The organism is Kitasatospora sp. NPDC049258 (assembly GCF_040678895.1).
GTDB lineage: Bacteria > Actinomycetota > Actinomycetes > Streptomycetales > Streptomycetaceae > Kitasatospora.
This window is the reverse complement of record NZ_JBFAQT010000003.1, coordinates 1-19,032: the sequence shown is the minus strand read 5'-3', so window position 1 is coordinate 19,032 and position 19,032 is coordinate 1. Positions and strand designations below refer to the sequence as shown.

The following is a 19,032-nucleotide window of genomic DNA, read 5'->3' as shown; positions in this document are numbered from 1 at the left end:
GCGAGTGGGTCACGTCCATTCCAGAACGCCCTTCTTCCAGGCGTAGAGCAGTCCGACCGCGAGGAAGGCGATGAAGACGAACATCTCCACCAGCGTGGTCGCGCCGTAGCCGGCGGCGGCGAACACGGTCGCCCACGGGAACAGGTAGATCGCGTCGACCGCGAAGATCACGTACAGGAAGGCGTAGACGTAGTACCGGATCTGGGTGTGCGCCCAGCCCTCGCCCACCGGGTCGACGCCGCACTCGTAGGTGAGCAGCTTCTCCGGGGAGTACACCACCGGCCGCAGCAGGCGGTTGGCGGTGAACGCCACCGCGACGAAGAGCACGCCGATGACCGCCAGCAGGCCTACCGCCGCATACGCGTCGAAGTAGCCGCTGCCCACGGCAGGGTCGGCAGCGACCAGCTGCCCCTCCATGCGTTCGCCTCCACATCGGGCGGCCCACCGGGCCCACGGCCCGATCGGATCACCGCTCTTCTTTACACACCCATAACCATCACTCAGGCGTGAGTCTAAGTGCACGGCCCGCTTGCTCCGGAACCTGCCCGTCCCGCAAGACGGCCGGGGTGGGGTTATCCCCAGGATGGGGACGGAGATCACCCCCATGGCCCCGGCCGGGGCGCACCGGGGATGCTGGTGCTCCTGGTCGACCGAGAGGGTGGAAGCCGATGGATACCGCGGAGCACCGACCGGCGGAGCCCCGCCGCCCGTCGCTGTACGGAGCGCAGCTGTGGGGTCAGGTGCAGCACCTGCTGCTGAACCTGCCGGTCGGCCTCGCCGGGTTCGTCTTCACCGTGGTCACCCTGACCGTCGGGCTGGCCCTCTCGGTGACCGTGGTCGGGCTGCCGCTGCTGGCCTTCGGGCTGACCGGCTGCCGCTGGCTGGGTGCGGTGGAGCGGGCCAGGGCGCGGGCCGCGCTCGGGGCCACGGCGCAGGAGCCGGGGCCGCCGGTGCGGCGCCGCAACGGGGTGTCGGGCTGGGTGAGCGCCGTGTTGACGGACTCGCTCGGCTGGCGGTCGGCGCTGTTCAACGTGGTGCTGCTGGTCTGGGGGATCCTCAGCTTCACGCTGACCCTGGTGCTGCTGGTGGTCGGCTGGCCGGTGCTGCCGTGGGTGGTGCGCTGGATGTCCGAACTGGAGCGGATGCTGGTGGACAGCCTGCTGGCACCGAACGCGCTGGCGCTGCGGGTGCACGAGCTGGAGGAGGACCGCGGGGCGGTGGTGGACACCGCCGCGGCCGACCTGCGCCGGATCGAGCGCGATCTGCACGACGGGGCGCAGGCCCGGCTGGTCGCCCTGGCGATGGACCTCGGCCTGGCGAAGGAGAAGCTGGCCGAGACGGACACCCCGGAGGGCATCGCGTCCGCCGCCGCGATGGTGGGCGCCGCGCACGGCGAGGTGAAGCTCGCCCTCCAGGAGCTGCGCGACCTGGCCCGGGGCATCCACCCGGCGGTGCTGACCGACCGCGGGCTGGACGCGGCGCTGTCCGCGGTGGCGGCCCGCTGCACCGTCCCGGGCGGGGTCAAGGTGCACGTCGACCTCAGGGGCGCCGAGCGGCCGGACTCGGCCGTGGAGGGCATCGCCTACTTCACCGTCAGCGAGTTGCTCACCAACATCTCCAAGCACGCGGGCGCGCGCTCGGCCACGGTGGACGCCTGGCGGGTCGAGGACCGGCTGATGCTGCTGGTGCAGGACGACGGCAAGGGCGGCGCGGCCGCCTACCCGGGCAGCGGGCTGGCCGGCCTGGCCGAGCGGATCGGGGCGGTGGACGGGGTGTTCCTGGTGGAGAGCCCGGCCGGCGGGCCGACCAGCATCACCGTCGAACTGCCGTGGCGGACCAGGGCGGCCCGCACCTGATCCGCCCGGTGGTTCGGGCCCGGCGGTCCGCCTCCCTTGCGCGGTACGGTCCGCCGGGCCCGGGTCCTGGGCCCCGCTACAGGGTGCCGAGGGTGACGTCGGCGGTCTTGGTCTGACCGTCGCGCTGGTAGGTGACGGTGGTCTTCGCACCGGGCTGGAGCGAGGCCAGTGCCGTGGTGAGCGCGCCGATGGTGGTGATCCGGGTGTCGCCCAGCTTGGTGATCACATCGCCCGGCTGCAGCCCGGCCGCGGCGGCCGCGCCGCCGGCCACCACGGTGACGATCGCGGCGCCGGCGGGCTGGAAGTTGCTGTCGAAGTAGGTGCGGGCGGTGATGCCCAGGGCGGCCCGGCCGGAGTTGGCCACCGTGCCGGTCTTGATCAGCTGGTCGGCGATGCCGGTGACGGTGGCCGCCGGGATGGCGAAGCCGATACCGGGGGCGGCGCTGCCGTTCAGCTCCTGGTCGACGGCGGCCAGGGTGTTGATGCCGATCACCTGGCTGGAGAGGTTGACCAGGGCGCCGCCGCTGTTGCCGGGGTTGATGTCGGCCGAGGTCTGCACCATGTTGCCGATGGTCGCCCCGGGCGAGTCCGGGCTCTGCGGCTCGGTGACGGTCCGCCCGGTGGCCGAGACGATGCCCTGGGTGACGCTGCTGGCCAGGCCGAGCGGGCTGCCCATGGCCAGGGTGATCTGCCCGACCTCCACCTTGCCGCTGTCGCCGAAGACGGCCGGCCTGAGGCCGCTCGGCACGGCGGAGAGCTTGATCACCGCGAGGTCGGACTCCGGGAAGCTGCCGACCAGGGTGGCGTCCAGCGGTTTGGTGCTGTTGGCGAGGGTGACGGTGAAGTTCTTGGCGTCGCCCACCACGTGCGCGTTGGTGACGATGTCGCCCTTGTCGTCGTAGACGATGCCGGAGCCGAGGCTGTCGCCGGCGGTGATCTGGACCACCGAGGGCAGCACGTCGGAGATCACCCGCCGGTAGTCGCTCTCCAACTGGTTGCCGCCGGACGGGGAGGCCGAGGCGCCGGTCGAGGACGAGGACGTGTTCGAGCCCGAGGAGGAGGCGGCCGCGGACGAGGAAGAGGCGGCGCCGCCGGAGCACCCCGTGAGCAGCAGGCCGGTCAGGGCGAGCGTGCCGGGGATCAGCCGGACCTTCGGCCCGGTCGGGCGGGGGCCGGCCGGGATCGGTCGGGTCGGTTCCTTCTTGGGGCGCACCTGAGCTTCCTCCAGGTTCGTGCGTATACGGTCAGCAGCGGGGTTCCGGTACTTCAAAGCCCCGAAACAGGCCGAACTTTGTCAGCATTTCACCTTTATGTCCGATTCCCCGGTAAGGCGCGCCCCATAGGATGCGGCCTATGACTTGGTTGATCACAGGTGGGGCCGGTTACATCGGCGGGCATGTCACGCAGCAGCTGGTCGAGGCCGGCGAGCAGGTCGTCGTGCTCGACGACCTCAGCAGCGGGGCCGCCGAGCGGCTGCCCGCCGGAGTGCCGCTGGTGGTCGGCTCGACCCTGGACCGGGCGGCCCTCGACCGGGCGATCGGCGAGCACGGCGTCACCGGGGTGCTGCACATCGCGGCCAAGAAGCAGGTCGGCGAGTCGGTCACCGAGCCGCTGCGCTACTACCAGGAGAACGTCGAGGGCCTGCGGGTGGTGCTGGAGGCCGCCGCCGCGGCCGGCGTGAGCCGGGTGCTGTTCTCCTCCTCCGCCGCCGTCTACGGCATGCCGGACGTCGAGCTGGTCACCGAGGACACCCCCTGCGAGCCGATCAACCCGTACGGCGAGACCAAGCTGGTCGGCGAGTGGCTGATCAACGCCGCCGCCAAGGCACACGGCCTGTCCACCGTCTCGCTGCGCTACTTCAACGTCGCCGGCGCGGCCTCGCCCGAGCTGTCCGACGAGGGCGTCACCAACCTCGTCCCGATGGTCTTCGAACGGCTGACGGCCGGCCGGGCCCCGCGGGTCTTCGGCGCCGACTACCCGACCCCGGACGGCACCTGCGTCCGCGACTTCATCCACGTCGCCGACATCGCCTCGGCCCACGTCGCCGCCGTCAAGCGGCTGAACGCCGCCACCGAGCAGGTCAACCTGACCCTCAACATCGGCCGCGGCGAGGGCGTCTCGGTCCAGGAGATGCTCGCCGTGATCGGCCGGGTCACCGGCTACGACACCACCGCCGAGGTCACCCCGCGCCGTCCCGGCGACCCGGCCCGGGTGGTGGCCTCCGCCGACCTGATCCACAAGGAGCTGGACTGGACGGCGCGGTACGAGGTCGAGGCGATGGTGGCCTCGGCCTGGGACGGCTGGTGCGCCCGCCACCCCGAGGCCCGCCGCCGGGCCTGACCCCGGCCGCACGACCGAGGGCCCGTCCACGTCACGCCGACGCGGACGGGCCCGCCGTCGATCGGGCCCCGTCGCCCTCCGGGGCCTACGGCACCGCCGTGCCGTAGAACGAGTCGAGCGCGTACACGCAGCGGTCCTTGCTCCCGACGAAGACCCGGCCGCCGACCGCCACCGGGGAGCCGGTCAGCTCGCCCTTGGTGCCCAGCTCCCAGCGCAGCCGGCCGGTCGCCAGGTCCACCGTGTGCAGCGAGTGGTCCTTGCTGCCGATGTGCACCAGCCCGTCGGCGACCGCGGGCAGCCCGACGATCTCCCCCCGGGTGGTGTAGCGCCAGCGCTCCCGCCCGGTGGCGGTGTCGAAGGCGAACAGCGTGTCGCCCGAGCCGAGCAGCGCGGTGTCCTCGGCGAGCACCACCGGCTCGGCCCCCTGCCGGCCCGCCGTACGGGCGCGCCAGCGCTCCCGCCCGGTGGCCGCGTCCAGCGCGTACAGGGTGCCCAGGTAGTCCGCGACGTAGACGGCGGCGCCGTCCACCGCGGGCGGGGAGAACAGCACCACCGGTGCGTCGAAGCGCCAGCGCTCCGCGCCGGTGGCGGCGTCCAGCGCGTGCACCCTCGTCCCCGCGGTCAGGTGGACCACCCCGGCGCGCCCGACCGGGCGGGACGGGACCTCCTCGCCGACCTGGAAGGACCAGCGCAGCCCGCTGCCCCGCGGGTCGACGCAGCGCAGCCGCCCGGCGCCGTAGTAGTACGCGCTGCCGCCGACCAGGGCCGGACCGGACTGCGGGTTCTCGTAGTCCTGCTGGGCGTCGTCCGCCCGCCACAGCTCGGCGCCGCTGGCGGCCGAACGCAGCTGCACCCCGCCGCCCCTGATCCCGCAGCAGAGCACCCCGTCGGCGGCGTCCAGCGAGTAGATCCAGCCGTCCAGCGAGCTGCGCCAGCGCTCGGTGCCGTCGGCGACGTCCACCGTGTACAGGTGCGGGCCGTCGGCCGCGTGCACCCGTCCGGCGTCCACCGCCAGCGCCCAGGCCACGTCCCGGGTCTTGTAGCGCCGCTCGCCGGAGGCGATGTCCAGCGCGTGCACCTCGAAGCTGGAGACGAACAGCGTTCCGTCCGCCACCACCGGGGTGCCCCAGACGTCGTTGGACATCCGGAACCGCCAGGGCCGCCAGCGGGCCACCGGCCCGGCCTGGGACGGCAGGGCGGGCGGCGGCGCCACCGGCGCGTGCGACGCCCCGGTGCGGCGGACCCAGTCCGTACCGGCGGGCGGGGCTGCGGGGGCGACGCTGCCGGTCTGGTCGGCGCGCGGCCCGGGCCCTATCCGTACCGAGGCGCCGGGCAGCCGCACCTCGGCATCGGAGCCGGCCGCCGGACGGCTGCCGCGGATCTTCTCGGTGGCCGCGTCGGCGCCCAGCGAGCCGCCGTCCGTGCGCGGGTCGGCGAGCCGGGCCGGCGGGGCCGGCGGGTGGGCCGGCTGCGGCAGCCGCACCGGCGGCGGGGGCGCCTGGTGGACCGGCCGCGGCTGCACCGGCACGGGCGGCAGCGGCCGGCGGCTGCGCTTGCGCTCGATCAGGTCCAGCGCGGCCGGCGGCAGCCAGTCCCCGGCCTCCCCGGAGGCGTCGTCCCGGGAGAACAGGTGCGGGGCCAGCTCGGCCTGCAGCTGGGCCGGGGTCGGCCGGTGCTCGGCGGCCGGCCGCATGCAGGCCCGGACCAGGTCCACCAGCTCCAACGGCAGCCCGGACAGGTCGGGCTGGTCCCGCAGCAGCTGGAACACCGTCTCCACCGGGTTGGCGCCGCGGTAGGGGGCGTGGCCGGTGGCACAGAAGACGATCAGCGAGCCGAGCGAGAAGATGTCGCTGGCCCCCTTGACGCTGCGGCTGTCCCTGGCCTGCTCGGGCGACATGTAGGCGGGGGTGCCGACCGCGACGTTGGTCATGGTCAGCCGGGTGTTGGAGACCCCGGCCGCGATGCCGAAGTCGATCACCCGCGGACCGTCCTCGACCACCAGCACGTTGGACGGCTTCAGGTCGCGGTGCACCAGCCCGGCGTGGTGGATCGACTGCAGCGCCTCGGCGATCCCGGCGGTGAGCCAGCGGACCGCGTCCACCGGCAGCGGACCGCACTCGTTGACCAGGTCCTCCAGGGAGGGCGCGGGCACGTAGGCGGTGGCCAGCCAGGGCACCGCCGCGTCCGCGTCCGCGTCGACCACCGCCGCGGTGTAGAAGCCGCCGACCGTCTTGGCCGCCGCGATCTCCCGGGCGAACCGCACCCGGAACAGGTCGTCCTCGGCCAGTTCGCTGCGCACGGTCTTGATGGCGACCCGCCGGCCGGAGGCCGACCGGGCCAGGTAGACCAGGCCCATCCCGCCCGCGCCGAGCCGCCCGAGCACCTCGAAGGGCCCGATCCGTCTCGGGTCGTGCGCCGTCAGCTGGTCCACTCCGTAGCCACCTCCCCTTCTGCCGCCACCCATCGGGTGCCGGACCCGATTGTCCAATGCCCACCCCCCGGGATCCAATCTCCCCCGCCCACACCGCGTCGCCGGTTGCCCGGCCCCCCTCCGCGCCGCTGCGGCCCCGGACCGCCGCGGGGCGATCTGACGGTTCGGCGGTCGTCACCCTCGGTCATCCGACCGCCCTTCAGCCGACCCCTCGTCACGCTGTGGGGTCATCAGTGCACGGGGGGGCTTCAACAGCATCGGAGCAGTCCGTTGAAATTCCGTCCGTACACTCCTGGGGCGCACTGCTTTAGCACCCCCGAGCGGCGTAATAGTCGCATCACCGAATCGCGCCAAGATCTCGCCACGGTAAGCTGACGGCATGACAGGACAAGTTCGCACCGTCGACGGTCGCGTCGCCGGGCGACGCGGACAGGAGACGCGGCAGAAGCTGCTCGACTGCCTCCGCGAGATGCTCAGCACGTCGCCCTATCGGGACGTCAAGGTCATCGACGTCGCCCGTATGGCGGGTACCTCCCCCGCGACCTTCTACCAGTACTTCCCGGATGTCGAGGGCGCCGTCCTCGAGATCGCAGAGGAAATGGCCGAGGACAGCGGCGGGCTCAAAGAGCTCGTCGATGGAAAGTCCTGGGCGGGAAAGACCGGCTACGCCACTTCGGAAGATCTGGTGGACGGATTCCTCGCCTTCTGGCGCAAGAACGACGCCATTCTGCGCGTCGTCACTCTCGGTGCGGCCGAGGGGGACAAGCGGTTCTTCAAGCTCCGCATGAAGGTCCTCAACTCGGTCGCCGGTCCGCTCGCCGAGGCGGTGAAGGCGAACCAGGGCAAGACCGACAAGTCGGTCGATCCGGCGGCATTCGCCGGTGCACTGGTCTCGCTGCTGGCCGCAGCCGCCGAGCACCAGAAGGCGTTCACCTCCTGGGGCGTGAAGGTCAAGGACCTCAAGCCCAACCTGGCACTCCAGGTGTACCTGGGCGTCGCCGGGAAGAAGCCGCCCAAGTAGGGACGCCACCACCCACCCACCCGTCCATCCAGCGCGCAGCTCCCGGCCTCCTGTCCGGGGTGTGTCGGACGGCGGCCGTGTCCTCGGGGGAGGTCCGCCGACGTACCGTGACGCGCACCAACGAGTCGCAACACCACCGTGGGGCGGCCGGAACCGAGCTGGTTCCGGCCGCCCCACGGGCGCGTGCGGGTACGGCTGCGCGGCTACGGGCAGCGCACCACCTGGCCGGCGTACGCCAGGCCGCCGCCGAAGCCGAAGAGCAGCACCGGGTCGCCGGAGACCAGCTCGCCCCGCTCGACCAGCTTGGAGAGCGCCAGCGGGATCGAGGCGGCGGAGGTGTTCCCCGAGTCCACCACATCCCGGGCCACCACCGCGTCCGGCGCGCCGAGCTTGGCGGCGATCGCGTCGATGATCCGCAGGTTGGCCTGGTGCGCGACGAAGCCCTTCAGCTCGGCCGGCTCCAGCCCCGCCTTGCGGCAGGTCTCGCGGGCCAGCGGGGCGATCGCGGTGGTCGCCCAGCGGAACACGGCCTGGCCCTGCTGGCTGATGGTCGGGTCCCACCCGGTGATCACCACGGCGTCGCCCTTCTCCGGGGTCGACCCCCAGACCACCGGGCCGATCCCGGACTGCTCGTCCGGCACCGCCTCGACCACGGCCGCGCCGGCGCCGTCGCCGAAGATCACGCAGGTGGAGCGGTCGGTCCAGTCGATGGTGTCCGACATCCGCTCGGCGCCGATCACCAGCGCCCTGGTGGCCGAGCCGGCCCGGATCGCGTGGTCGGCGGTGGCCAGCGCGTAGGAGAAGCCCGAGCAGACCGTGTTGATGTCGTACGCGGCCGGGGACGGCACGCCGAGCCGGGCGGCGACCGCGGCGGCGGTGTTGGGGCTGCGCTCGACGGCGGTGCAGGTGGCGACCACCACCAGGTCGATCTCGCCGGCCTGGAAGCCGCTGCCGGCCAGCGCCTTCTGCGCGGCTTCGGTGGCCAGGTCGACCAGGGTCTCGTCGACCGCGATGTGCCGGGTGCGGATGCCCACCCGGGAGCGGATCCACTCGTCGTCGGTGTCGACCAGCTTCGCCAGGTCGTCGTTGGTGAGGACCTTGGGCGGCTGGTAGTGGCCGAGCGACACGATACGGGAGGCGGTCATACCGCAACTCAACCCGGTTACCGGCGGGTCGGGCGGTGACGCCCTCAGACAGGATCCGGTGGCGGAAGCTGTAGGGGCCGGACAACACCCCTTGCCGCGCCCGGGCCGACGACCCAGGTCAGACCGCCAGCGAAGCGGCGTCCCCCATGGCGATCATCGGATGGGCGGCCGGATCGAGCGTCTTGATCAGCTCGACCATGTGGTCCTCGGTGAGCGAGATGCAGGCGTGGGTCGGGCCGCCGTGGTCCAGGTGGATCCAGATCCCGCCGCCCTTGGTCTTGCCCTCGGGCTTGGCGGTGTCCAGCGGCGAGCGGCCGGTGACCCGGTTGTAGTCGATCGCCACCACGTAGTCGAAGGACCCCGCGAGCGGCTCCCCGTTGAAGCCGCGCCCGCCCATCACGAAGGCGGAGTCCTCGGTGTACGGGAGCCGGCTGCCCGGGTCGGCCTTGCGTCCGCCGGCGTCGCTGAGCGAGAAGAGCCCGACCGGGCTGCGCAGGTCGCCCTCGGTGTGCTTGGCGGTCCAGCCCTTGAGCGCGTTGTGGGAGGGCCAGCTCTGCCCCGGCTGCCAGCGGCCGTCCGGGGTGCGGGTCCAGATCGTCACGGTGGAGTCCGAGGAGTCCTTGCCCTGGCCCGAGACCAGCACCAGCTGGGTGGTCTGGGCCGGCACCTTGGCCATCCAGGTCGGGCCGAGCCCGGCGATCGCGGCCAGGCCGCCGTCGTTGCGGGTGGAGCGGTCCGCGGCGGGCGCCTCGGTGCGGCCGGCGGCCGGCTGGGCGGCCGGGTCGCCCTGCGGCACGGTGGTGTCGGGCTCGGCCCGGTCGGGGGCGCCCGCGGCTATCGACTCGGGGAAGCCCCGCCCGGGGCCGACGGCGAACCAGCCCGCGGCGGCCGCCAGCAGCATCGCCGCCCCCACCGTCAGCTTGCCGCCGCGCCGCTTGGGTTTCGCCCGGCGGCGGCGGCCGCTGCGCGGGCCGAGCTGCTCGGCCCTGGGCTCCGTGGCGGGCTCGCCGCGCCGCGGCGCGGGCACTGCGGCCGAGCGGCGGGGCGAGGTGGCGCGGCGGGTACCGGACATGCTGACGATCCTTCCAAGCCGCGGGTCGATGCGAAACCCGTGGCGTGTGGTGAGCCTGTGAGCATACGCGCTCACTTTCATGAACGGTCCCGGTGTCCGCGGGCCGCCCCGGAACGCCGCAGGCCTCCCGACCGGCCGGGTCGGGAGGCCTGCGGGCCGGGATCAGAGGCGCATCGCCTGCGGGGTCTCGCGACGCTGCAGGTCCGGGCCGTCGTACTCGCGGATGATCTCGTAGCGGGTGTTCCGCTCCACCGGGCGGAACCCGGCGTCCCGGATCAGGTCGAGCAGATCGGCGCGGCCGAGCTTGTTCGGCGTGCCGAAGTTGTCCGCGTCGTGGGTGATCTTGTACTCGACCACCGAGCCGTCCATGTCGTCCGCACCATGGCTGAGCGCCAGCTGCGCGGTGGTGACGCCGTGCATCACCCAGAAGACCTTGACGTGCGGCACGTTGTCGAAGAGCAGCCGGGACACCGCGAAGGTCTTCAGCGCCTCGGCGCCGGTGGCCATCTCGGTGCGCGCCATCAGCTTGTTGCGGACCACGCCGTCCTTGGAGTCGTGGAAGTCGTGCTGGTAGCGCAGCGGGATGAAGACCTGGAAGCCGCCGGTCTCGTCCTGGAGCTCACGCAGCCGCAGCACGTGGTCGACCCGGTGGCGGGGCTCCTCGATGTGCCCGTACAGCATGGTGCACGGGGTCTTGAGGCCCTTCTCGTGCGCCAGGCGGTGGATCCGCGACCAGTCCTCCCAGTGGGTCTCGTGGTCGACGATGTGCTGGCGGACCTCCCAGTCGAAGATCTCCGCGCCGCCGCCGGTCAGCGACTCCAGGCCGGCGTCGATCAGTTCGTCCAGGATCTCGCTCGCGGACAGGCCGCTGATCCGCTCGAACCAGTGGATCTCGGTGGCGGTGAACGCCTTCAGCGAGACGTTCGGCAGCGCCGCCTTCAGCTCGCGCAGGGAGCGCGGGTAGTAGCGCCACGGCAGGGTCGGGTGCAGGCCGTTGACGATGTGCAGCTCGGTGAGGGAGTCGACCTCCATCGCCTTGGCGAGCTTCACCGCCTCCTCGATCCGCATCGTGTAGGCGTCCTTCTCGCCCGGCTTGCGCTGGAACGAGCAGTACGCGCAGGAGGCCGCGCAGACGTTGGTCATGTTGAGGTGGCGGTTGACGTTGAAGTGGACGACGTCGCCGTTCTTCCGCGTCCGCACGTGGTGCGCGAGGCCGCCCAGCCAGGCCAGGTCGTCGCTCTCGTAGAGCGCGATGCCGTCCTCGCGGGTCAGTCGCTCACCCGCGTAGACCTTCGCCTCCAGCTCGCGCTTGAGCCCTGCGTCCATGCGGTGCTCCGCCTCCTCCGACGTCCGATCAATGCCGCCACTGAGCCTACGCCCCGCAGTACGGCGCGGGCTCCAGGGGGCGCCGGGGCGCCCGGCGGGTCAGACGGCGAGGAGTTCGGCGAGCAGCGCCGGATCGAGGTTGCCGCCGCTCACCACGGCGGCGAAGACCCGGCCCTCCAGTTCGGCCGCGCGGTGGAAGTACGCCGCCGGGGCGACCGCGCCGGAGGGCTCGGCGACCAGCCGGCCGCGGCGGGCCAGCAGCGCCACGGTCGCGCGGATCTCGGCCTCGCTGACCGTCACGATGTCGTCCACGTAGGCCTGCAGGTGCTCGAACGGCAGCGCCCCGACCGACGGCGTCCGCAGGCCGTCCGCGATCGTCCGGTAGGTGTCGGCGACCGGCCAGGCGGTGTGGCGCCCCGTGCGCAGGCTCGCCTGCGCGTCGGCGGCCAGCTCCGGCTCCACCCCGATCACCCGCACGCCCGGGCAGGCCAGCTTGAGGGCCGCCGCCGTGCCGGAGATCAGACCGCCGCCGCTGACCGGGACGAGCACGGTGTCCAGCTCGTCCGGGGCGTCCTCGGCAATCTCCAGGCCGACCGTGCCCTGCCCGGCGATGATGTACGGGTCGTCGTACGGCGGCACCCACACGTACCCGTGCCGGGACACCAGCTCGACGGGCAGCACGTCCCGCTCGGCGGGGGTGACCAGCACCACCTCGGCGCCGAAGGCCCGGGTGTTCTCGACCTTGACGGCCGGTGAGGTGTCGGGCATCACGATCACGGCCTTGATGCCGAGGATCCCCGCCGCGTAGGCCACCGCCTGCGCGTGGTTGCCGCTGGACTGGGCGACCACGCCACGGGCCCGCTCCGCCTCGCTCAGCGCGGCGAGGCGGTTGTAGGCACCGCGGATCTTGAACGCCCCGGTGGGCTGGAGGCCCTCCGGCTTGAGCCAGAGCGCGCGGGTGCCGTCCGCCGCCCACGGGCACGGCAGCAGCGGGGTGCGCACGGCGACCCCGGCAATCCGCCGCTGCGCGGCGCGCAGCTCCTCCAGACCGACCAGCGACATCCGGCTCACTCCCCCACTTCGGTCAACGGCAACTCACTCACCCGGTTCTCCCACTTGGTGGAGAGCACCACCGTGGTCCTGGTCCGGGCCACACCCTTGGTCCCCGAGATCCGCTTGACCACCGACTCCAGGCCCTCGACGTCCGGCACCCGGACCTTCAGCATGTACGAGTCGTCGCCCGCGATGAACCAGCAGTCCTCGACCTCGGGGAGGTCCTTCAGCCGGTGCGCCACGTCCTCGTGGTCGGCGGCGTCGGTGAGCTGAAGGCCGATCAGGGCGGTCACGCCGTAGCCCAGCGAGGCCGGGTTGACGGTCGCCCGGTAGCCGGTGATCACACCGGCCTGCTCCAGCCGGTTGATCCGGTCGGTCACGCTGGGGCCCGACAGGCCGACCAACCGGCCCAGCTCGGCGTACGAGGCGCGGCCGTTCTCCCGGAGCGCCTGGATGAGCTGTCTGTCCACTGAGTCCATATGCCTGCCCGCGTCCTTCCGAACCTCTCCAGACCCACTGATCATTATCCGAAATCAAAGGCGCTACACGCGGATCGACCCGGATATCGCAAAGAACATACTCTCCCGTTCACCGCCCGCTCACCCGGCCCGGCCCGGGGCCTTCACCGCCCCGCCCAGTTCACCCTCCCAACGGCGGTACAGCGCGTGCCGCACCCCCACCGCGTCGAGCACCCGGCCGGCCACGAAATCCACCAGTTCACGGGCGGTGGAGCCGCCCGCGTAGAAGCCCGGCGAGGCCGGGAGCACCACCGCACCCTGGGCGTCCAGCTCCACCAGGTGCTTCAACGTCACCCCATCGAGGGGCGTCTCGCGAACGCACACCACCAGCGGCCGACGCTCCTTCAGCGTCACGCTGGCCGCGCGCTGCAGCAGGTCCTTGGACAGCCCGAGGGCGATCCCGGCCACCGCCCCGGTGGTGGCGGGCACGACCAGCATGCCCTTGGCCGGGTACGAGCCGCTGGACGGCCCGGCCGCGAAGTCGCCGGCCGCCCAGTGGCGGACGCCGGACAGGTCCTCGACGCCGGTCCAGGCGGCCAGGTCCTTGCGCCAGTGGGCGTCCCGGAAGGAGATGCCGGTCTCGTCCAGGATCGTCAGCCGCGCCGCGCGGCTGACCACCAGGTCCACCGCCTCGCCGGCCGCCAGCAGCCCGCGGATCACCGACGCCGCGTACGGCGTCCCCGACGCGCCCGATACCCCGACCACCCACGGCTGCCGCACCTGCTGATCACTCATACCGGCACCCTAGGCCTTGTGCCGGAGTGCGCCTGGACGGGCGTGCGACTGGGAGAGGATGGGCGGTATGGCGCCGACGCTGATCGATCTCACGCACCCGGTGGTCACGGGGATGCCGGTCTACCCGGGCGACCCGGAGGTGGTGCTGCGGCCCGCCCTGACCGCGGCGGCCGACGGGGTGAACGTGCTGGGCCTGCACCTGGGTTCGCAGTCGGGGACGCACGTGGACGCGCCGTACCACGTGGACGTGACCTGGCCGACCCTGGACGGGCTGCCGCTGGAGCTGTTCACCGGCCCGGCGGTGGTCGCCGACCTGCGCGGACTGGCGCCCCGGACGGAGGTGACCGCGGACCGGCTGGCGCCGGCCCTGGAGCGGGCCGCCCCGGGCACGGTGCTGCTGCTGGCGACCGGCTGGCCCCGGCACTGGGGCACCGACCGGTACCTGGCCCACCCCTACCTGGGCGTCCCGGCCGCCGAGGCGATCGTCGCGGCCGGCATCCGCACCGTCGGGGTGGACGCGCTCTCGGTGGACCGGACACCCGATCCGGGGCCGGCCGATCCCGCGGTGGCCGAGCTGCTGGCACAGCTGGCGGACGAGCACGATCCGGCCCCCGAGGAGCCGAGCCTGGCGGCCCACCGGGTGCTGCTCCGGCCGGCCGGCGGTGCGGTGATCGCCGAGAACCTGACCGATCTGTCCCCGCTGCTGGCGGCCCAGGCGGCCGGCCGGTCCCTGGAGGTCTCGCTCTTCCCGCTCCGGCTGGCGGCGGCGGACGGCGCACCGGTGCGGGCGGTCGCCCGGCTGGGCTGAGCCCACCCCGCACCCGCCCATAGGTCTAGACCAACTGGGGGGCCGCCGCTAGGCTCGCACCATGGCAGAGATCATCGGAGTCGTGGAGCGGCTCTGGCGGTACCCGGTGAAGTCCACCGGCGGCGAGCCGCTCGACGTCGTCGAGGTCGACGAGCGCGGGCTGGCCGGGGACCGGCTCTACGCCGTCCGCGACGGGGCCGGGAAGTTCGGCTCGGGCAAGAACACCCGGCGCTTTCGCCGGATGGACGGCCTGCTGCGGCTCAGCTCCCGGCTCGGCAGCCGGATCGACGGCCCCGAGCTGTTCGACCCGCTCGGCGGCCCGGTCGGCGACCCGAACGCCTTCCTGCGCGCCTACCTGGAGCGCGACGACGTCGAGCTGGCCCGCGAGGACGCCGTCTCGCACTTCGACCAGCTGCCGGTCAGCGTGCTCACCACCGCCACCCTGGACTGGGTCCGGGCGGCCGTCCCGTCGGCCGTGGTGGACGAGCGGCGGTTTCGCCCCAACATCCTGCTGCGCACCCCGCCCGGCACCCCGGCCTTCGTCGAGGACGACTGGTTCGGCCGGGAGGGCTGGTTCGGCCGGGACGGCGGCGGGCCGACGGGCGGGGAACCGGAGGGCGCCCGGCTGACCTTCGTGCGCTCCAGCGAGCGCTGCGCGATGACCGGCACCGCTCAGCCCGGGCTGCCGCACGCTCCCGAGATCCTGAAGGCGATCGCCCAGGCCCACGACACCCGGCTGGACGCCCTGGCCACCGTCGAGCACCCGGGCCGGATCCGGCTCGGCGACCTCCTCGCGCTGGGCTCCGCACCGGGCCGAGGCGGCCGTCGGACGCCCGCTCAGGCGGCCTGCAGGACCAGGCAGAACGGGTGCCCGGCCGGGTCGGTGTAGACCCGCCAGGACGGCTCGCTGAGCTTGTGGACCCCGCCGAGCGCCAGCACCCTCGCCTCGCCCCCGTCCAGGTCCTCCACCTCGATGTCCAGGTGCAGCTGCTGCGGGTGGGCCGGGTCCGGCCACATCGGCGGCCGGAAGTCCTCGACCCGCTGGAAGGCCAGCACCATCCCGCCGGGCACGTGCACCGTCGACCACTCCTCGTCCAGCTCCCAGCGCGGATCCGGCCGGTCGACCTCGCCGCCGAGCAGCTCGGCGTAGAAGTGCGCCAGCCCCGCCGGGTAGTGGCAGTCCAGCACCACGCACTGCAGCTTGCCGATCATCGGATCCACCTCTCTGCGCCCACCACCGGCCCTGCCCCCGCCCGCCCATGATCCCCCGCCGGCCCGCATTCCCCCCGGACCGCGCCCGGGGTGTCCGAGCACGGTCCACGGGCGGCGGGGTCAGATCCCGAGGCCCCGGATGATCAGGTCGAGGAGGGTGAAGGCGAAGAGCGAGATGCCGACGAAGCCGTTGGTGGTGAAGAAGGCCCGGTTGAGCCGGGAGAGGTCGGCGGGCTTGACGATGGTGTGCTCGTGGACGAAGGCGGCGGCCACCACGGCGAGGCCGACCCAGTAGGCCGGGCCCGCGTCGGTGAGCAGGCCGTACCAGACCAGCAGGCCGGTGGTGACGGCGTGACAGGCGCGGGCGCCGTACAGGGCGGCCGCGATGCCGTAGCGGGCGGGCACCGAGCGGACGCCCTCGGCGCGGTCGGCGGCGACGTCCTGGGTGGCGAAGATCAGGTCGAAGCCGCCGATCCAGATGCCGACCGCCAGGCCCAGCACCACGGCGTCCCAGGACCAGGAGCCGGTCACGGCCAGCCAGGCGCCGATCGGGCCGATCGCCTGGGCCAGCCCCAGGATGGCGTGCGGGAAGTCGGTGAACCGCTTGCCGTACGGGTAGACCACCATCGGCACCACGGCGATCGGGGCCAGCGCCAGGCAGAGCGGGTTGAGCAGGGCGGCCGCGCCGAGGAAGACCACCAGCGCGATCGCCGAGCCCAGGTAGGCCGTGCGCAGCGAGACCGCGCCGGTGACCAGCTCGCGGCCGGCGGTGCGCGGGTTACGGGAGTCGATCTCCCGGTCGATGATCCGGTTGGCGGCCATCGCGAAGGTCCGCAGCCCGACCATGCAGACGGTGACCAGCAGCAGCACGCCCCAGCGCACCTCGCCGTACTTGACGAACATCGCCGTCAGCGCGGCGATGTAGGCGAACGGGAGGGCGAAGACCGAGTGCTCGATCATCACCAGTCGCAGGAACGCCTTCGCCTTGTTCGGCGGGGCTTCGAAGGCGGCGGTGGTCACAGTCCGTACTCCTTCCAACGGCGCGTCACGCGTTCGGCGGTGGCCGGGTCGGAGCTGACCATCTCGGGCCAGCCGCCGTCCCGGGTGTAGCCCTCCGTGGGCAGCTTGCGGGTGGCGTCGATGCCCGCCTTGCCGCCCCAGAACTGCTGGTACGAGGCGTGGTCCAGGTGGTCGACCGGGCCCTCGACGACCGAGAGGTCGCGGCTGTAGTCGACGTTGCCGAGCGCCCGCCAGGCCACCTCGTGGTAGTCGTGCACGTCGCAGTCGGAGTCCACCACGATGATCAGCTTGGTCAGCGACATCATGTGCGCGCCCCAGATCGCGTGCATCACCTTCTGGGCGTGCTTGGGGTACTTCTTGTCGATCGAGACGATCACGCAGTTGTGGAAGCCGCCGGCCTCGGGCAGGTCGTAGTCGACGATGTCCGGGATGATCACCTTCAGCAGCGGCAGGAAGAACCGCTCGGTGAACTTGCCCAGCGGCCCGTCCTCGGTCGGCGGACGGCCGACCACGATGGACTGGAGCAGCGGGCGCCGCCGCATGGTCACGCAGTCGATGGTGAGCGCGGGGAACGGCTCCTGCGGCGTGTAGAAGCCGGTGTGGTCGCCGAACGGGCCCTCCGGCAGCATCTTCCCGGGCTCCAGCCAGCCCTCCAGCACCACCTCGGCGTCGGCGGGCACCTGGAGCGGGACGGTCCTGCAGTCGACCATCCTGGTCCGCTCCCCGGCCACGAAGCCGGCGAACAGGTACTCGTCGATGTCGCCCGGCAGTGGCGCGGTGGCCGCGTAGGTGACGGCGGGCGGGCAGCCGAAGGCGATCGCGACCGGCAGCTTCTCGCCGCGCGCGGCGGCGACCGCGGCGTGGTTGCGGCTGTCCTTGTGGATCTGCCAGTGCATGCCGATGGTGCGCCGGTCGTGCCGCTGGAGCCGGTAGAGGCCGAGGTTGCGCACCCCGGTGTCCGGGTCCTTGGTGTGGGTCAGGCCCAGGTTGAAGAAGGACCCGCCGTCCTGCGGCCAGGTGAACAGGGCGGGCAGCTCGTCCAGGTTGACGTCCTCCCCGGTGAGCACGACCTCCTGGACGGGGGCCTCGCCGGATTTCACCTTCTTCGGCGGGACGTGCGTCATCGAGGCCAGCTTGCCGAAGGCCTCGCGGATGCCGGTGAAGCCGTTCGGCAGCTCCGGCTTGAGCAGGCCGCCGATCTTCTCGGAGATCTCGTCCGGGGACTTCAGGCCGAGCGCCTTGGCGAGGCGCCGCTCGGTGCCGAACACGTTCATCGCCAGCGGCATCGAGGCGCCCTTGACGTTCTCGAACAGCAGCGCCGGGCCCTTGGCCTTCTGCACCCGGTCGACGATCTCCCCGACCTCCAGGTACGGGTCCACCTCTGCCTTGATCCGCTTGAGGTCACCCTCTCGCTCCAAGGCCCTCAGAAACGAACGGAGATCGTCGTATGCCATGCCTGCCAGTATCCGGTACGGACTAGCCTGGCCCCGCCAAGGGTCCCGTCCCGTCGTCCGGGCCCGCCTGCCGAATTCTCCGGGGGAGTTCACCGCCGTGCTGAGGAACCTGCCTTTCCTGCTCGCCCTCGCCTTCTGGGTGTGGGCCTTCATCGACTGCCTGACCACGCCGGAGGAGGAGGTGCGGTACCTGCCGAAGGTGGTCTGGGTGATCGTCGTGCTGCTCTTCCCGCTGGTCGGCTCGATCGCCTGGCTGGCGGTCGGCAAGGAGCGCCGCTCGGCCCGGGGGCGCTCGGCGGCGTGGCCGTCCGGGGCCGGCGCCGGCCACCCCGCGGGTGAGCGGCCGCGCGGCCGGCAGCTCGCGCCGGACGACGATCCGGAGTTCCTCGCCTCGCTGAAGAAGGACAACCACCGGCACGAGGAAATGCTCAAGCAGTGGGAGGCCGATCTGCGTCGCCGCGAGGAGGATCTGCGCGGCTCGGAGGACCCCGATCAGGGGCCTCGGGCCTGACCAGAACGATTTTGGCGCTTCCCTACGAGTCACCGCCCGTTTGCCGTACCGTTCGCCGCCCGTCCCGCCGCCCCGGCGCACCCGGCCCAGGCCGGGCTCCGGGGCGTGATCATCTCGCGCACGCACACCGCTGACCTGCCGGTTCCCCCTCCGGTCCGACCACCGGGACACCGTTCGGACAGTCGTACGAGGCCCGGCCGCCGGGCCGGGTTGCGCGGTGCCGTTCTGTTCAGCCTGCACATCTATTGGCTCCCGACCTTGTACGGAATCGACGCCGAAACGCGGCGGCCCGGCCTCGTAGTGTCGTAAGTGAAGAAGTGTTCGCAGCAGCAGCCGCCCACAGCAGGTCCGGCTGTCGGACAGTTCCCGCGACTTGGAGTGGTTTCGAGATGACGGTTCTGCACGAGGCGCCGATCGGCGACGAGGTCCCCGAGACCCCCGCTGATGCGCGGGGGCGGGTGGCCGAGCTGCACGAGCTTCGGGAGCAGGTCCGCCGGGGTCCGAGCGAGAAGGCGACCGAGGCGCAGCAT

The 19,032-nt window shown here is 72.7% G+C and carries 18 protein-coding genes; 6 read left to right on the top strand and 12 right to left on the bottom strand.

Translation table 11 applies throughout. From position 1 onward, the window contains the following. Nucleotides 1-9: 9 nt before the first annotated feature. Entirely contained in the window at nucleotides 10-417 is a 408-nt protein-coding gene (locus AB0K43_RS03420; RefSeq protein WP_363635303.1) for an NADH-quinone oxidoreductase subunit A, read from the bottom strand. A gap of 251 nt (nucleotides 418-668) precedes the next feature. Between AB0K43_RS03420 and AB0K43_RS03415 the strand changes: the two genes are divergently transcribed. Beyond that, complete coding sequence (locus tag AB0K43_RS03415; RefSeq protein WP_363635301.1) at nucleotides 669-1,856, top strand: sensor domain-containing protein; 1,188 nt, start codon at nucleotides 669-671, stop codon at nucleotides 1,854-1,856. A 76-nt stretch (nucleotides 1,857-1,932) separates the two neighbouring features. Here AB0K43_RS03415 and AB0K43_RS03410 read toward each other — a convergent pair whose 3' ends face one another. Then, nucleotides 1,933-3,000, bottom strand: a complete 1,068-nt coding sequence (locus AB0K43_RS03410) for a trypsin-like peptidase domain-containing protein (protein ID WP_363635772.1) — start codon at nucleotides 2,998-3,000, stop codon at nucleotides 1,933-1,935. A 209-nt stretch (nucleotides 3,001-3,209) separates the two neighbouring features. On the opposite strand from AB0K43_RS03410, the gene galE reads away from it, so the two are divergent. After that, complete coding sequence (gene galE, locus AB0K43_RS03405; protein WP_363635299.1) at nucleotides 3,210-4,196, top strand: UDP-glucose 4-epimerase GalE; 987 nt, start codon at nucleotides 3,210-3,212, stop codon at nucleotides 4,194-4,196. Nucleotides 4,197-4,281: 85 nt separating this feature from the next. Here galE and AB0K43_RS03400 read toward each other — a convergent pair whose 3' ends face one another. Continuing rightward, a complete protein-coding gene (locus tag AB0K43_RS03400) occupies nucleotides 4,282-6,627 on the bottom strand; it encodes a PQQ-binding-like beta-propeller repeat protein (protein ID WP_363635297.1) in 2,346 nt (781 codons plus the stop codon). 379 nt (nucleotides 6,628-7,006) lie between these two features. Here AB0K43_RS03400 and AB0K43_RS03395 point away from each other — a divergent pair, with 379 nt between their 5' ends. Then, the gene (locus AB0K43_RS03395; RefSeq protein ID WP_363635295.1) at nucleotides 7,007-7,648 is read left to right on the top strand and encodes a TetR family transcriptional regulator; all 642 of its coding nucleotides are present in this window, start codon (nucleotides 7,007-7,009) and stop codon (nucleotides 7,646-7,648) included. A 203-nt stretch (nucleotides 7,649-7,851) separates the two neighbouring features. Here AB0K43_RS03395 and AB0K43_RS03390 read toward each other — a convergent pair whose 3' ends face one another. From AB0K43_RS03390 to AB0K43_RS03365, 6 genes are all read right to left on the bottom strand, one after another. Continuing rightward, nucleotides 7,852-8,793, bottom strand: coding sequence for a beta-ketoacyl-ACP synthase III (locus AB0K43_RS03390; protein WP_363635293.1), 942 nt, complete (start codon nucleotides 8,791-8,793; stop codon nucleotides 7,852-7,854). 118 nt (nucleotides 8,794-8,911) lie between these two features. Next, on the bottom strand, nucleotides 8,912-9,865 hold the full coding sequence (locus tag AB0K43_RS03385; protein ID WP_363635291.1) for a hypothetical protein: 954 nt from the start codon (nucleotides 9,863-9,865) through the stop codon (nucleotides 8,912-8,914). A 162-nt stretch (nucleotides 9,866-10,027) separates the two neighbouring features. Further along, nucleotides 10,028-11,191, bottom strand: a complete 1,164-nt coding sequence (gene mqnE / locus AB0K43_RS03380; RefSeq protein ID WP_363635289.1) for an aminofutalosine synthase MqnE — start codon at nucleotides 11,189-11,191, stop codon at nucleotides 10,028-10,030. Nucleotides 11,192-11,290: 99 nt separating this feature from the next. Beyond that, on the bottom strand, nucleotides 11,291-12,253 hold the full coding sequence (locus AB0K43_RS03375) for a threonine/serine dehydratase (protein WP_363635287.1): 963 nt from the start codon (nucleotides 12,251-12,253) through the stop codon (nucleotides 11,291-11,293). 5 nt (nucleotides 12,254-12,258) lie between these two features. Then, nucleotides 12,259-12,723, bottom strand: coding sequence for an Lrp/AsnC family transcriptional regulator (locus AB0K43_RS03370; protein WP_350638124.1), 465 nt, complete (start codon nucleotides 12,721-12,723; stop codon nucleotides 12,259-12,261). 120 nt (nucleotides 12,724-12,843) lie between these two features. Beyond that, nucleotides 12,844-13,497 carry a UbiX family flavin prenyltransferase gene (locus AB0K43_RS03365; protein ID WP_363635285.1) on the bottom strand — a complete coding sequence of 218 codons (654 nt, stop codon included), beginning with the start codon at nucleotides 13,495-13,497 and terminating at the stop codon, nucleotides 12,844-12,846. Between the two features lie 67 nt (nucleotides 13,498-13,564). Here AB0K43_RS03365 and AB0K43_RS03360 point away from each other — a divergent pair, with 67 nt between their 5' ends. Continuing rightward, nucleotides 13,565-14,305 (top strand): cyclase family protein, encoded by a 741-nt coding sequence (locus tag AB0K43_RS03360; RefSeq protein WP_363635283.1) that lies wholly within the window; start codon nucleotides 13,565-13,567, stop codon nucleotides 14,303-14,305. A 61-nt stretch (nucleotides 14,306-14,366) separates the two neighbouring features. Beyond that, nucleotides 14,367-15,194 (top strand): MOSC N-terminal beta barrel domain-containing protein, encoded by an 828-nt coding sequence (locus AB0K43_RS03355; protein WP_363635281.1) that lies wholly within the window; start codon nucleotides 14,367-14,369, stop codon nucleotides 15,192-15,194. Here the strand turns inward: AB0K43_RS03355 and AB0K43_RS03350 are convergent. From AB0K43_RS03350 to AB0K43_RS03340, 3 genes are all read right to left on the bottom strand, one after another. After that, nucleotides 15,143-15,517 (bottom strand): VOC family protein, encoded by a 375-nt coding sequence (locus tag AB0K43_RS03350; protein WP_363635279.1) that lies wholly within the window; start codon nucleotides 15,515-15,517, stop codon nucleotides 15,143-15,145. The two genes, AB0K43_RS03355 and AB0K43_RS03350, sit on opposite strands and share 52 nt — an antisense overlap. Nucleotides 15,518-15,637: 120 nt before the next feature. Beyond that, entirely contained in the window at nucleotides 15,638-16,537 is a 900-nt protein-coding gene (gene mqnP / locus AB0K43_RS03345) for a menaquinone biosynthesis prenyltransferase MqnP (protein WP_363635276.1), read from the bottom strand. Then, nucleotides 16,534-17,991 (bottom strand): menaquinone biosynthesis decarboxylase, encoded by a 1,458-nt coding sequence (locus AB0K43_RS03340; protein WP_363635274.1) that lies wholly within the window; start codon nucleotides 17,989-17,991, stop codon nucleotides 16,534-16,536. The genes mqnP and AB0K43_RS03340 overlap by 4 nt, the downstream gene beginning before the upstream one ends. A gap of 97 nt (nucleotides 17,992-18,088) precedes the next feature. On the opposite strand from AB0K43_RS03340, the gene AB0K43_RS03335 reads away from it, so the two are divergent. Continuing rightward, nucleotides 18,089-18,502, top strand: a complete 414-nt coding sequence (locus AB0K43_RS03335; protein ID WP_363635272.1) for a PLD nuclease N-terminal domain-containing protein — start codon at nucleotides 18,089-18,091, stop codon at nucleotides 18,500-18,502. Nucleotides 18,503-19,032: the final 530 nt, after the last annotated feature.